We start from the raw sequence: 14,444 nt of genomic DNA, 5'->3' as shown, positions 1-14,444 counted from the left end.
AATTCGCGGGCTGGAGGCGGAGCTAGGCCTTGCGCTGTTCGAACGGCTGCCGCGCCGCTTGGCGCTGACCGGGGCGGGGCGCACCTATATCACCGACATCCGCCGCGCCTTGGAGATGATGGCGGACGCAACGGCGGTACTACGGCCCGAACCGGCGCATCTCACCATCAGCGTCACCCCCAGCTTTGCCGCAAAATGGCTGCTTCCGCGCCTGCCCGAGTTTACGGCGGCGCACCCGGATATCGACCTGCGCATTCTCGCCACCGACCGGCTCTCGAATTTTCAGAATGAAGCGGTGGATTTGGCGGTCCGCTATGGCACGCCGCCGTTCGGCCCGGAAGTGGTGGCGGAACTCCTGTTCGAGCAACAGATCGTTGCGGTCGCAAGCCCGCTGCTGGTGGAAAAACTCGGGCTTCCCCTGGATCGGGCGGGGTTGAGCGCCTATACGCTGCTGCACGATTCCCATAATTTTTGGCCGCAGTTTCTGGATTCCGCCGCCCCCGGCGCGTCCGCATTGCCCGCGAAGAATATTCGCTTCAATCAAACCGCCCTTGCCATCGATGCCGCGATCGCCGGGCAGGGCTTGGCGCTGGCGGCGAATTTTTTCGTGGCGGATGATCTTCAGTCCGGGCGGCTTTTGCGGCTGTTTCCAACGGTTTCGCTGCGCGGCGGCGCGGATTTCTACCTGATCCATCCGCGTAAACCCCGCCATCCAACGTCGGTGACGGCGGTGAAAACCTGGCTTGCCGCCCAAGCGTTACGCGAGCGTGGCAACACTCTCCCGCGATAGATCTTCCCGATCACAGACGCGATTGCGCCCGTTGCCCTTCGCCCAATAGAGCCGCTGATCGGCGACTTTCAGTGTCTCTTCCGGCGTTACACCATTTTCATGCGCCGCGACGCCGAGGCTAAGGGTGACGCGCAAGGTCGTGGCGACGGTTTCCCACGGGTAGGCTTCCACGCTCCGGCGCAGGCGCTCGCACAGGCTAACGGCGGTGGGAAGGTCGGTGTTGGGGAAGGCGAGGGTGAATTCTTCGCCGCCGTAGCGGGCCACAATATCTTCCTCCCGCGTTTCGGCGCGCAGGATCTTCCCGATGATGCGCAGCACGGCGTCGCCCGTGGCATGGGAATAGTGATCGTTGATGCGCTTGAAGAAATCGATATCGGTAATCGCAAGCGACAAGGGCGCGGCGTTGGCCGCCGTCTCGGTTGCGATTCGGGTGACGGTTTCATCGAAGTACCGGCGGTTATACAGGCCCGTCAGCGCGTCGCGGATGCTAGCTTCGTAGAGTTGCTGGGCTTGCTCGCTGATCCGGCGGTGGGATTCGTGCAACTCCGCGTGGCTTTTGGCGAGGTCTTCGCTCATCTGGTTAAACGCTTGCGCCAGCGCGCCGATTTCGTCGCGGGAGGTGACGGGCACCTGCTGGCGTATCGCCCCGTCGCCCATATTGGCAAGCGCGAGCGTGAGCGGGCGCAAGGAGCGGGTTAAATAGCGCCCGGCCAGCAACCCCATGACAAGCGCCATGATCCCGGCAGCGCCAATCCCCCAGGCCAGGGCATTTTGCGTCGCCGCCAGATAGGCCCGATCGGTCGCGGTATAATTCGCTTCACCGGCAACCGAGAGATAGGCAATGGTTTGGCCTTTTACGATGATCGGCACCGCTTTCGCGCGGTCCTCGGCGCTCGCCTTAACCCGCTCGCTCGGCGGCGTCTCGGCGGTGCGGGCGTTCAGCACAAACCCATCAGGATCGAATAGCGTGAAGCGGAAGATCGGCCGGAAACCGCCGCCCTCGCCCCCCTCAGGGCCTCCCGGTGGGGGTGGGCGCTGGCCGTCCCCCCGCGGCGGCGGTCGATCTCCGCCCGGTCCGGCCCCAGGGCCGCCCCCAGGGCCGCCGCGTGCTCCGCCTCCCGGCCCTCCGCCTGGCCCAACTCCAGACATTCCCGGACGATATGGCGGAATCGCCTCGGCAGCATCGACATCCCCCGTATCGCCGAAGATCCCGCGCGCGGCCAAAATGCCTCGCCGGCGCCCAATGAACTGGGTAAGAGGTTCCGCTCGGGCGGCGGCCTCCAACGAGCCGTAGGTAAGCCAATAGGCCGCAACATCCCCACGAAAATTACGCGCCGATGCGGTTTGCACGATCGTCCCGAAGCGCCGATCCAGCCGCTCGTAGGCGACGGCCCACATGACGGCCACCGATACCAGGCTAGTGCTGAGCAGGGCGATGATGAGCTTGATCCGCAGCGACATCGAACCGGATTCCGAACGGGAAAATTCTACCCTGCCGTTGCCCTCCCGCTTGGGTCAAGCCTTCATGGGGAGAGTGACGCTGGGGGTAAAGGGCACTATGGTCACGGCCACTTGTTTTGGAACGGATGCACCGCATGGCCTTTGTTGTCTCAAAACTCCTGTGGATCATCGTCAACCCGGCGAATATCCTGGGCCTGCTGGTTGTATTGGCCGCAGTGACGGCGCTGCTGGGGTGGCGGAAGCTCTTGGCGGTGCTGCTGACGCTGTTGGTGCTGATCTGCGGCACACTCACGCTTACGCCGGTGCCGAACGCCATACTGGCCGCGCTCGAAAATCGATTTCCCCAACCCGATCTGGCTAAGCTTGGCAAAGTCGATGGCGTCATCGTCCTCGGCGGGGCAGTGGATACCAACCGCTCGGGCGCGTTCGACACGCTGGTGATTTCGGACGCGGGCGAGCGGCTCCTAGCGCTGGTCGATCTCGGGCGGCGCTATCCTTTGGCAAAACTGGTGATGACGGGCGGCTCTGCGAATATCGATGGCGACGATGCCGTGCGCGAAGCGGATGTGGTCCGCGACCGGTTTTTGCCCATGGTCGGGTTCGATCCCGCGCGGGTAATCTTCGAGCGCGTATCGCGCAATACCGATGAAAACGCCCGCTATAGCGCGGCGCTGGTCAAACCCCAGCCGGGCGAGGTTTGGTTGCTCGTCACAAGCGCCTATCACATGCCGCGCGCCGTGGGAATTTTCCGCAAGCAAGGCTGGCCGGTGGTGCCCTATCCGGTCGATTATGGCTCCTGGCCGGAAAGCCGCATTAGTTTCGATTTGCTTAGCGGTCTGCAAAATTTTTATTGGGCAAGCCGGGAGTGGATTGGCCTTACGTATTACTGGGCTCTGGGGCGCACCGAAAGCTTCTTTCCGGCTCCGTAATAAGCGCGGGTGATTGCGTCATACGCCCACCTGTGCGAGAAGAGCGGATACACGACGAGTATGGGGCGCGGCAATGCGAGGGACGGGGGTTAAGATCAGCCGAGGGGCCGCCATCATCGCGGCACTGCTGCTCGCCCAGCCGGTTGCGGCGCAAGAGAAGGCTAGCTTTGCCGATTGGCTGGCGGGATTTCGTCTCGACGCCGCGCAAAAGGGCATTTCACCGCGCACCCTGGATGCCGCGCTGACGGGAATCGCCCCGATCCCCCGCGTGCTGGAGTTGGATCAGCGTCAGCCGGAAAAAACCATTCGGTTCGAAACCTACCGCCGGGGCGTGGTGAGCGACGCGCGGGTGAAGGCCGCTAAGGAGCGCGCCGTGCTGCATCGGGCAGCCCTTAAAGCCGTTTCAGCGGAAAGCGGCGTTCCGGCTCCCTTCATTCTGGCACTTTGGGCGGTCGAGAGCGATTTTGGGCGCGGGCAGGGCGGTTTTGCCATCATTCCGGCGCTCGCAACCCTCGCCTACGAGGGCCGTCGGCAGGCGTTTTTTACGGGCGAACTGCTCGCCGCCCTCACCATCGTCGAGCGGGGCGAAGCGACGGTTAGCCAAATGCGCGGCTCCTGGGCCGGGGCGATGGGGCAATCGCAGTTTATGCCGTCGAGCTATCTAAAATACGCCAAAGACGGCGACGGCGATGGCAAACGCGATGTTTGGAACAATCCGCGCGACGTATTCGCCTCCATCGCCAATTATCTCGCAAGTGTTGGCTGGCGGCAAGATATGCGCTGGGGGCGAGAAGTGCGCGCATCGCTCCCCGTGCCGAGTGATCTTATTGGCGTAAAAACCCGTAAATCCTTGAACGACTGGGCGGCGCTCGGTATTACCCGCCCCGATGGGCAAAAGCTGACGGGGCCTGCGGGCCTCGACGCCTCGCTCATCCAACCCGATGGCCCTGAGGGGCCGTCTTATTTGGTCTATGACAATTTTCGTACCTTGATGGATTGGAACAGATCGACCTATTTCGCCACGGCGGTTGGCTTGCTGGCAGATCGGATTGGGGATGGTTAAGCGGATTATGGTGACGGCGGTGCAATTTTCTCCCATCCAGTCAACGCTGCGGCTGGGGCTTGTCGGTCTCATGGCGGCGGGGCTTGCGGCCTGTGGCGGCGGCTCGCGCGGACCGACAACCGGGCCAACCACCACACCCGGCGGGTCGATTACCGCACAGGTGCCGGAAAAAGCTGTCTATAAGGTCGGCGCACCGTATCAAATCAACGGCGTCACCTATTATCCGTCTGAGGATTTTAACTACGACGAAAGCGGTGTTGCCTCCTGGTACGGGCCGGGATTTCACGCCAAGCTCACCGCCAACGGCGAAGATTATGATCAAAACGAAATGACGGCGGCGCATCGGACTTTGCCGATGCCGAGTTTCGTGCGCGTGACCAATCTTGATAACGGCCGCACGGTTGTCCTGCGCATCAATGATCGCGGCCCTTACGCCCGCGGCCGGATTATCGATATCTCCCGGCGGGGCGCCCAGTTGCTCGGCTTCGATCAGGCGGGTACGGCGCGGGTACGCGTGCAGGTGTTAACGGAAGAATCGCGCCAGATTGCCGACGCACTGCGCAGCCAAGGCCGTACCGCGTCCGATGCCGCCAGCAAGGGCAGCGGCACTTTGATCGCGCGCGTGACACCGCCGCCGACCGATCCCAAAGCCAATGCCGCCCCCCGCAGCAGTGTCGCCGTTGAACGGTTAGACGCGCCGAGCGGGGTTAAGACCAGCCCAATCCCTGGCGGATCGCCCCCGCCCGGCACCGGTCAAGCCCCGATCACCGGGACGCAGCCGGTCATCGCGCCGCCGCCCGATCCAACCGGCCCCGGCGCGACAACGACCCCGAAACGGACACAATTATTTGTTCAAGTGGCGGCGCTTTCCAGCGAATCGGGGGCGCGGGTTCTGAGCGAGCGGCTTAACGGCTACGGCTTTGGCAAGGTCGTCGTTCAGCCCATCGTCGCCGCCAGTGGTCAGCGCCTACAGCGCGTCCGGATCGGCCCGCTCGCCAGCGTGGATGATGGCGACCGTACCTTGGATGATGTTATTAATCGCGGCGGCTATCCCGATGCCCGCCTCGTGGTGGAATGAGTGAAGGAGGACCGGGCGATGCGCGAGATTTTCGGCCTCAATATTTTCGGACGGCGGCAGCGTCTGTCCAACATCGTCTTCGGGGCGATTGTGGTGGCGATGGCCCTAACGGCCCAGCCCGCCGCCGCACAACAACAGCCGCAGGGTAACAAGCCGCCCGCTACGAAACCCGCTCCTGCGGCGAAGGCAGCCCCCGCGAAGCCGCCGACTCAGACCCCGCCGCCGCCGCCCGCGCCGACCGTGAACGCCAAGGGCTGGCCCGTCATCGAAACCACCGGCACGCACGCGCTGCTGATCGATGCCAGTACCGGCACGATCCTGATGGATAAGAATGCCGATCAGCGCATGTATCCCTCGTCGATGACGAAGATGCTGACGACGCATATCGTTTTCGAAAAGCTCAAAAAGGGCGATTTGAAGATGACGGACGAAATGACCGTGTCCGAAAAAGCTTGGCGGACGGGGGGGTCGAAAATGTTCATCGAAGTCGGCTCCCGCGTGACGGTGCAGGATTTGCTGCACGGCGCGGTGATTGCCTCCGGGAATGACGCTTGCGTGGCCCTCGCCGAGGGGATTTCGGGCACTGAGGAAGCTTTTGCCGACGAAATGAACCGCCACGCCAAAATCATTGGTATGACGGATAGTAACTTCCGCAATGCCTCGGGTTGGCCCGTCCCCGACCATTGGACCACCGCACATGATTTGGCGGTTCTAGCACTCTCGACAATTCGGAACTTCCCCGAATATTACGGAATGTATGCGCAGCGCGAGTACACCTTCAATAATATCAAGCAGGGCAATCGCAATCCGCTGCTCTATGATTTTCCGGGGGCCGATGGGCTGAAAACGGGCCATACCGAAATTGCAGGCTATGGTTTAACCGGCTCGGCGGTGCGCGAGGGGCGGCGGTTAGTTCTGGTCGTTAACGGTTTGAAATCGCTCAAAGACCGCGCCCAGGAAACCGCTCGTCTCATGGATTGGGGCTTCCGCGAGTTCGATTCGTACCTCGTCGGTAAACCCGGCGATCCGCTGACCGATGTTCCCGTCTGGCTCGGAGCGCAGCCCTCCGTAAGCGTGACGGTGAAGGACTCGGCCTATGTCACCCTGCCGCGCCGGTTGCGCAAGGATATGGTGGCGGTGGCGAAATTCGACGGGCCGGTCGAAGCCCCCGTACTCAAAGGCCAGACGGTTGGTAAGCTCGTGGTTACGGCCCCCGGCACCGATCCAATTGAAATCCCGCTGGTCGCCGCCGCCGACGTGCCGGAACTCGGCCTGTTCGGGCGGGTCGGCGCGGCGATGCGGCATTACGTTCTGGGGTCGGCCCAATAGCCGATGGCCCAACACAATGAAATGGCGCGCTTCATCAGCTTTGAGGGCGGCGAGGGCGGGGGGAAATCCACGCAAATCGCGCGCCTTGCGGATTGGCTGCGGGCGCGGGCCGAAACCGTTGTTGTCACCCGCGAGCCCGGCGGCTCGCCGGGAGCGGAGGAAATCCGGGCGCTGTTCGTGACGGGCGCGGCGGACCGCTGGGACGGGGCGACCGAAGCCCTGCTGGTTTCCGCTGCCCGCCGCGATCACGTTCGCAAAACCATTCTTCCTGCCTTGGAATCCGGGGCTTGGGTGCTCTGCGACCGTTTCGCCGATTCGACGCTGGCCTATCAAGGCTATGGCCGGGGCCTGCCGCTGCCATTGCTGCAAAACTTGCAGGACATTGCCACCGATGGGCTTCTACCAAGCCTAACCCTGTGGCTCGATCTGCCCTTGGAAGAGGGGCTGCGCCGGGCAACCCAGCGCAAGGGCGGGGAAGCGCGCTTCGAAGGGCTCGATTTCGCGTTTCATCGGCGCGTTGCCGAGGGCTTTGCCGCGCTTGCCGAAGCTGAGCCCGAACGGTTCCAGCGGATCGATGCGGAGGGCTCGCCGGAGGCTGTGAGCGCCCGGATAGCCGCCGCCGTCTGCGCTCGCTTCCCCGATCTCGCCTAATGCGCCCGCCCCGCGAAACCCTTACGCTTGTTGGGCATACCGCCAATGAACGGCTGGTGAGCGATGCGCTGTCCGGGGATCGCGTCCCGCAAGCCTGGCTGCTGACCGGCCCGCCGGGCGTGGGAAAAGCGACCTTCGCCTACCGCATGGCGCGGTTTCTGCTCACCGGCGGCGGGGCGGATAGCGGCCCCAGCCTGTTCGGCGATAGCGCTCCCGTTACCAGCCTTACGGTCGACGCCGATCATCCCGCCGTCCGTCAAATCGCCGTGGGCTCCCACCCCGATCTGCTGGTGATCGAGCGGGAGATGGACGAAAAGCGCGACAAGATGAAGTCGGCGATCAGCGTCGATCAAGTCCGCGAGATTAGCCAGTTCCTGCATCTCACCGCCTCGCAGGGCGGCTGGCGCATTGTGCTCATTGATAGCGCCGACGAGATGAATACCAATGCGGCCAATGCCTTGCTGAAGATTTTGGAGGAGCCACCCAAGCGCGCGCTGCTGATTCTCGTGAGCCATACGCCGGGCCGCCTGCTGCCCACGATCCGTTCGCGCTGCCGAATGCTGCGCTTCGGGCCGCTATCGGCGGAGGATGTCCGCACGGCGGCAGAAGCGGTTTTGGAGGGCGAACCGCTCGATCCTATCGCCATTACCTTGGCGGATGGTGCCCCCGGTCGCGCCCTGATGCTGGCTGATCCCGATACGCGCAGCGTGCTGACTGATCTTCTGGGGCTCCTTCGCCAAGCCCCGAATGGCGATCCCGCCACCCTGCACAGCTTTGCCGAAAAGCTCGGCAAAGCCGCCGCCGACGCCCAATATCGCAGTTTTATTGACCAATTCGATGCGTGGCTGATGCGCGTCATCCGCCATTCGGCCCGAACGGGGAGCGTTCCCAATGATTTGCCGGGCGAAGCCCAAGCAGCGGAAGCGGTCTTGCGCGCGGCGGGAAGCCTTGATCGATTGATCGAGGTGTGGGAAAAAAACGCTCAGCTTTTTCGGCAGACGGACGGGCTTAACCTCGACCGCAAACAGGCGGTTCTCTCGGCCCTTCTGCCTCTGACCCAGCGACGATAATTCTGAAGGAATTTCCATGACCGCGCCGCAGTCCGCCGTAGCCCGCTATTACCTGACCACGCCGATCTATTATGTGAACGATAAGCCCCATATCGGCCATGCCTATACGACGCTCGCGTGTGACGTGCTGGCCCGCTTCCTGCGCCTGGACGGCACGAAAGTGCATTTTCTGACCGGCACTGACGAGCACGGCCAGAAGGTGGAAAAATCGGCGGCAGCGGCGGGGATCGAGCCGAAAGCCTTTACCGATAAAGTCTCGCAGAATTTCCGCGACCTCGCCGCGCGGATGAATTTCACGAACGACGATTTCATCCGCACCACGGAGCCGCGCCATTACGCGGCCTGCCAAGCCCTGTGGACGCGCCTAATGGAGAAGGGCGAAATCTATTTGGGGGCTTACGAAGGCTGGTATGCGATCCGCGACGAAGCCTATTACGCCGAGTCCGAACTCATCGAAACCCCCACCGGCAAGAAAGCCCCGACCGGGGCCGACGTGGAGTGGGTGACGGAGCCCAGCTACTTCTTCCGCCTCTCCAATTGGGGCGAAAAGCTGCTGGAATTCTACGAGGCGAACCCGGATTTCATCGCCCCGCGCTCGCGCCGCAATGAGGTGTTGAGCTTCGTGAAAAGCGGCCTGCAAGATCTGTCCGTCTCGCGCACCAGCTTTTCCTGGGGCGTGCCCGTTCCGGGCGATGATAAACACATTATGTATGTGTGGTTCGACGCGCTGACGAATTACCTGAGCGCCCTCGGTTATCCCGATGAAACCGGCGCGCTTTATCAGGATTTCTGGCCGCCGGCGCTGCATATGGTCGGCAAGGATATTCTGCGCTTCCACGCCGTCTTCTGGCCCGCTTTTCTGATGGCCGCCGATCTGCCGGTGCCGGGGCGCGTGTTCGCCCACGGCTGGTGGACGAACGAGGGTCAGAAGATTTCTAAATCCTTGGGCAATGTCATCGACCCGTTGGTGTTGATCGATACCTATGGGCTTGATCCCGTGCGCTATTTCCTCTTGCGGGAAATCTCCTTCGGAAATGACGGCGACTTCAGCCATGCCCAGATGGTCAAGCGGATCAACACCGATCTCGCTAATGATCTCGGCAACTTAGCCCAGCGCGTTCTGTCGATGATTGCCAAGAACTGCGGCGGCAAAGTGCCGACGCCGGGGGCTTTCACCGAGGCCGATCACGAGATGTTGAACGCGGCAGCGGCTTTGCACGAGAGCGTGCGCGCGAGCTTCCTCGAACAAGCCTTCCACCGGGGGCTTGAGGCGATTTGGGAAGTCGTGGTCGCCGCGAATCGCTACGTCGATCAGCAAGCCCCCTGGACCCTGCGCAAGACCGATTTCGCCCGCATGGAAACGGTGCTCTATGTGCTGGCCGATGTGATCCGGCAATTGGGCCTCATCGTTCAGCCGGTCATGCCCGCATCGGGCGAAAAGCTGCTCGATCAGGTGGCGATAGCCCCCGAGGCGCGCAGCTTTGCCCATTACGCAACCCGCCTCGTGCCCGGCACGGAATTGCCCGCGCCGCAGGGCGTGTTCCCGCGCTGGGTTGCGGAAGAAGAGGGGGCGGCCTCGTGACCCTGCTCGTCGATAGCCATTGCCACCTGGATTTCCCCGATTTCGCCGAGGATCTTGACGGCGTCGTTAGCCGGGCCGGGGCGGCGGGGGTGGGGCTGATGCTGACCATCGGCACCAAGCTGCACGCTTTCCCCACGGTGCGCGGCGTGGCCGAACGTTTCCCCAATATCTACTGCTCCGTCGGGGTTCATCCGCACGAGGCCGAGAATGATTGGGGCTATGCGGCAGAAACCTTGATCGCCGAAACCCATCACCCGAAAGTGGTGGCGATTGGCGAGACGGGCCTTGATTATTTCTACGACCATAGCCCGCGCGAGCTTCAGCAAAAGAGTTTTCGGGCGCATTGCGACGCCGCCCGCCGTACCGGCCTGCCGATGGTCATTCACACGCGCGACGCCGATGATGATACGATCAGCCTGCTCGAAAGCGAACTCGCCCACGGGCCGTTCACGGGCGTGATCCATTGTTTCACCGGCACGCGGCGGCTGGCAGAAGCCTGCCTTGCGATGGGGTTCTATATTTCCATTTCCGGCATCATCACCTTCAAAAGCGCCGCCGATCTGAAACAGACGGTTGCCGAGGCGGTGCCGTTGGAAAAACTGCTAGTCGAGACCGATTCGCCCTATCTCGCGCCGATCCCCCATCGCGGCAAGCGTAATGAGCCCGCTTTCACCCGCAAAACCGCCGAATGCGTCGCCGGGCTGAAGGGCGTTTCCATCGACGCCCTGGCGGAAGCGACCACGGCAAATTTCTTCACCCTGTTCAATAAGGTGCCGCGCGCGGCCCTGTTGGAGCAGGCCGCGTGAAAATCACCATTCTCGGCAGCGGGGCGTCGGGCGGGGTGCCGCTCGTCGGCGGCATCTGGGGCAGTTGCGACCCGAGTGAGCCGAAAAACCGCCGCCGCCGCGCGTCGATCTTGGTGGAAATCGAGCCTGCCGACCCGGAAGGGAGCGGGGAGGCGGTGACGATTTTGGTCGATACCTCGCCGGACCTGCGCGAGCAACTGCTGATGACCGGCTCCCGCCGCCTCGACGCGCTGCTGTGGACCCACGCCCACGCCGACCATATGAATGGCATCGACGACGTGCGGATGATTAACCGCTTCATGAATGCCGCCATTCCCGCCTACGGCCCGCCGGAAACCATCGAGCACGCCCAGCGCGCTTTTGGCTATGCGCTCGCGCCCTTGCCCGAGGGCGTAACCTTCTTCTTCAAACCCTGCCTCGATGGTCGCCCCATCGCCCCCGGCCCCTTCACCGCCGCTGGGGTTGCCATTACCGCCGTCGATCAAGACCATGGCTTCATCCGCACCTACGGCTACCGCTTCGGGCGCATGGCCTATTCAACCGACGTGGTGAATATGCCGCCCGAGGTGCTGGCGCAGTATGAAGGCCTCGACCTGTGGATCGTCGACGCCTTCCGCCCCACGCCGCACACCACCCACAGCCACCTCGCCCGCACGCTAGAGTGGATCGCCACCGTCAAACCGAAGCGCGCCATTCTCACCCATATGAACGAAGATATGGATTATGCGACGCTGAAGGCTACGCTGCCGGACGGGGTGGAGCCGGGGTTTGATGGGATGGTGGTGGGGGTTTAGGGGATTGACATTATTTTTATTCTATTTTAAATAGTTTTTTTATTAAGACGAAAGGATAGATAGATGATTAAAAGCATCAATATACCTCTTAGTGAGACCCAACAGATGGGCCTTGCCCATATTGATATGAAGAACATCGGAAAATTTGTTGTTTTTTCTGGAAAAAATGGATCAGGAAAATCTCGAGTACTAAGCCTAATCGATTCTCTTCTGACAGTTTATAAAAATAATTGCAACAGCATAGATGATTTATACGAGTCAATAGATTATCTATCGGAAAAACTTCGAATGCGGGAAGAGGTTGATTTTTTGAATACCACCCATCTTCGAAATGAAATAGAAGACAAGAAAAGGATTTTATCAATAATAAATAACTATTTTGAAATAAATGAAAATAAACCTGAGATCTTACACTTTGTACCAAAATCTGGTCCCCTGCAATCACATCGTGATGTGAATGATAGGCAATATGAATATCTCATTCAAAAATTAAGGGCAGAGCCGCTAGTGAATTACAATGCAATCTCATTGGCATACATAGATCGTCTGTTTAAGAAATTTAATACCTATAGCAACGGTTACATAGATGCAACTGAATCAAAATGCCAAGAAGTTAAAGATGAATTTAATCGATTATTGACAATTTTCGAAAAAATTATGAATACAAAAATAATTTTAACTGGGGAAAATTTGAACATATTTGAATCCGATATTGACACTGCCAACCTTTCCGATGGTCAGAGGGTCTGCATGCAAATAGTTGTTGCCCTCCACTTTCAATCTAGTAAATTGGACGGATTAACTTTATTTTTAGATGAACCAGAAAATCATTTACACCCATCTGCTGTTATAGATTTCATTACCGAGTTGGAGGCTATAGCACCGGAAGCACAATTTTTTATTGCAACTCATTCGGTGCCTCTTATTAGTTATATTCATGCAAAGGATCAAAACTCTCTCTGGTTTGTTGAAAACGGTTCAGTAAAACGTGCTGGGCGCACACCTGAACACGTCTTGAAAAGTCTATTGGGCGACCAAGACCGCATCAACGAATTACGGAGCTTCACGGAACTTCCTGAGATTCTCGCCCAAATAAATTATGCAGTTCAATGCCTTATGCCCCCGGGCGTCGTCGGCTCAACAACTGGCGACGCCCAGAATAACCAAATATATCGCGTTCTCTCGAATCTCGAAAATAGGGAGCGGCTTCGGTTGCTCGACTATGGGGCTGGTCGAGGTCGAATTTTGGATGGTTTGGCCGAATTGGCAGAAAAAGCATCGAAGAAACCAGAAGACAAATTCGACTATTTTGCATTCGATGCGCACCCCAATCATGCGCGCGAGTGCAAGGCGGTTATTGCTCGATATTATGATAATCCAGATGCACGGTATGCAAATAATATGATTGATTATATTCAGTCTACCGAATCATTAATAGGCAGTTTTGATATCGTTCTTCTCTGTAACGTTCTTCATGAGATTTCACCCGATAAGTGGGTCAATCTATTTAAAAAAGGAGCGCCGATTGATCGCCTCCTATCTGACAATGGCTATTTACTGATTGTCGAAGATAACCGTATCCCTGTGGGAGAGAAGGCGCATGATTTTGGTTTTATCGTTCCTGACCGGGCCGAATTGCAGTTACTGTTCAATATTCCCCCGAACGTCGGCGATGATTTCGTATCAGATGACGCCAGGGCGGGGCGGGGGTTGAAAGCACATCTGATTCACAAGAAATATTTGGAAAATATAACTTCTTCAACCGTAGAAAAAGCGATACGGTCCGTTAAATCTATTGCAGAGACACAAGTAAATGGAATACGTAATTCTGGGTTAAAAGACTATAAGCACGGACTTGAATACGCTTACTGGGTTCATCAATATACAAACTCAAGTCTATACTTAGGATTGTAATCTGGAGGGTAATGAAGTCCCCTTCGCCGCCTGCCACAGCGCATCCATCTCCGCCAAACTCGCCCCCTCGACCGACTTCCCGTCCGCCGTCACCGCTGTTTGGATAAACCGAAACCGCCGGTCGAACTTGGCGTTGGTCGAGCGCAGGGCGGCGTCCGCGTCGATGCTCGCCCGTTACCTGTCTTTAAAGACCTTGAGGCAACTCCCCAAACGGGCAAACATCGTCGTCAAAAGGGACGTGCCGTCGGCGAAACTGCGTTCCCTCTACGATCTCCGGCGTGCTGATCCTGTCCATGCGGAAGTGGCGGAAATCGTCGCGGGCGGCATCCCAGGCCACGAGATACCAGAGGGGCGGTAGGATCAGAAGGGCCTGGGGCTCGACCTCGCGGAGGGTTTCCACGCCTTTCGCGTCCCGGTAGTGGAACCGCAGGTGTAGCCGTTGGAGAAATGCTGTTTCGAAGGCGGGCAGTAGAAGCGGATCGATCCCCCCCAGGTTCGAAATATCCTGTTTGGGCGACAGTTGCCCGACATACAGGCAATCAAGAAGTCGGCGCAGGTCGCGCACCTTCTCCGCAGGCAGGCTCTTCTCGATTTTGGCAAGCCCCGAATCAGCAAGGTCGGAAAAGGGCAGGGACCGGGCTGCGCGCATTGCGGCCACGCTGATCAGCAGCGCGAACACCTCCGTCACGGAGAGCCGAGCCGTGGTTTGCACCGATTCTGGATCAAGCTGAAGCCCGCCGCCCCGGCCGGATTCGGAATGGATCACGAAACCTTGGTCGCGCAAGGCCACGATGTCGCGCAGCACCGTTCGCCGTGAAGCCCCAACTTCCTCCGCCAAATCATTGACCGTGGAGGTGCCGTTGCGCCGAAGGATGCGCACGATGGAATCATGTCGGACGCGGATGTTCATTTTCGAAGTTTAGCATATTTGGTGCCAAATTATGGCACCAATTCACTCTAGACGGGTCGTGTTAGCT

The 14,444-nt window shown here is 59.6% G+C and carries 13 protein-coding genes; 11 read left to right on the top strand and 2 right to left on the bottom strand.

Annotated elements, in window-relative coordinates; genetic code table 11:
* Positions 1–790 (top strand): LysR substrate-binding domain-containing protein (locus ACIQ36_RS11785; protein WP_395829427.1); only part of this gene is annotated, 790 nt, incomplete at its 5' end.
* Here ACIQ36_RS11785 and ACIQ36_RS11780 read toward each other — a convergent pair.
* On the bottom strand, positions 758–2,251 hold the full coding sequence (locus ACIQ36_RS11780; protein ID WP_395829425.1) for a GGDEF domain-containing protein: 1,494 nt from the start codon (positions 2,249–2,251) through the stop codon (positions 758–760). The genes ACIQ36_RS11785 and ACIQ36_RS11780 overlap by 33 nt on opposite strands.
* Positions 2,252–2,385: 134 nt before the next feature.
* Here ACIQ36_RS11780 and ACIQ36_RS11775 point away from each other — a divergent pair, with 134 nt between their 5' ends.
* From ACIQ36_RS11775 to ACIQ36_RS11730, 10 genes are all read left to right on the top strand, one after another.
* Positions 2,386–3,180, top strand: coding sequence for a YdcF family protein (locus ACIQ36_RS11775; RefSeq protein WP_395829423.1), 795 nt, complete (start codon positions 2,386–2,388; stop codon positions 3,178–3,180).
* 73 nt (positions 3,181–3,253) lie between these two features.
* Entirely contained in the window at positions 3,254–4,243 is a 990-nt protein-coding gene (locus ACIQ36_RS11770; RefSeq protein ID WP_395829421.1) for a lytic transglycosylase domain-containing protein, read from the top strand.
* Positions 4,236–5,321 carry a septal ring lytic transglycosylase RlpA family protein gene (locus ACIQ36_RS11765; protein ID WP_395829419.1) on the top strand — a complete coding sequence of 362 codons (1,086 nt, stop codon included), beginning with the start codon at positions 4,236–4,238 and terminating at the stop codon, positions 5,319–5,321. The genes ACIQ36_RS11770 and ACIQ36_RS11765 overlap by 8 nt, the downstream gene beginning before the upstream one ends.
* An 18-nt stretch (positions 5,322–5,339) precedes the next feature.
* On the top strand, positions 5,340–6,650 hold the full coding sequence (locus tag ACIQ36_RS11760; protein WP_395829417.1) for a D-alanyl-D-alanine carboxypeptidase family protein: 1,311 nt from the start codon (positions 5,340–5,342) through the stop codon (positions 6,648–6,650).
* Between the two features lie 3 nt (positions 6,651–6,653).
* Positions 6,654–7,301: a dTMP kinase gene (tmk, locus tag ACIQ36_RS11755; RefSeq protein ID WP_395829415.1), complete on the top strand. Its 648-nt coding sequence runs from the start codon at positions 6,654–6,656 to the stop codon at positions 7,299–7,301.
* Positions 7,301–8,371: a DNA polymerase III subunit delta' gene (locus tag ACIQ36_RS11750; RefSeq protein WP_395829413.1), complete on the top strand. Its 1,071-nt coding sequence runs from the start codon at positions 7,301–7,303 to the stop codon at positions 8,369–8,371. The genes tmk and ACIQ36_RS11750 overlap by 1 nt, the downstream gene beginning before the upstream one ends.
* Positions 8,372–8,387: 16 nt before the next feature.
* Positions 8,388–9,953, top strand: coding sequence for a methionine--tRNA ligase (metG, locus tag ACIQ36_RS11745; protein ID WP_395829411.1), 1,566 nt, complete (start codon positions 8,388–8,390; stop codon positions 9,951–9,953).
* A 2-nt stretch (positions 9,954–9,955) separates the two neighbouring features.
* Positions 9,956–10,759, top strand: a complete 804-nt coding sequence (locus ACIQ36_RS11740) for a TatD family hydrolase (RefSeq protein WP_395829429.1) — start codon at positions 9,956–9,958, stop codon at positions 10,757–10,759.
* Positions 10,756–11,553, top strand: a complete 798-nt coding sequence (locus ACIQ36_RS11735; protein WP_395829409.1) for an MBL fold metallo-hydrolase — start codon at positions 10,756–10,758, stop codon at positions 11,551–11,553. Before ACIQ36_RS11740 ends, ACIQ36_RS11735 begins: the two co-directional genes overlap by 4 nt.
* 63 nt (positions 11,554–11,616) lie before the next feature.
* The gene (locus ACIQ36_RS11730) at positions 11,617–13,467 is read left to right on the top strand and encodes an AAA family ATPase (RefSeq protein ID WP_395829407.1); all 1,851 of its coding nucleotides are present in this window, start codon (positions 11,617–11,619) and stop codon (positions 13,465–13,467) included.
* A gap of 184 nt (positions 13,468–13,651) precedes the next feature.
* On the opposite strand, the gene ACIQ36_RS11725 is transcribed toward ACIQ36_RS11730, so the two are convergent.
* Positions 13,652–14,377 (bottom strand): helix-turn-helix transcriptional regulator, encoded by a 726-nt coding sequence (locus ACIQ36_RS11725; protein ID WP_395829405.1) that lies wholly within the window; start codon positions 14,375–14,377, stop codon positions 13,652–13,654.
* Positions 14,378–14,444: the final 67 nt, after the last annotated feature.

It is taken from the genome of Elstera sp. (assembly GCF_044372965.1).
In the GTDB taxonomy this organism is placed as follows: domain Bacteria; phylum Pseudomonadota; class Alphaproteobacteria; order Elsterales; family Elsteraceae; genus Elstera.
The sequence above is the reverse complement of the archived record's forward strand: the minus strand, read 5'-3'. Positions and strand labels throughout refer to the sequence as shown.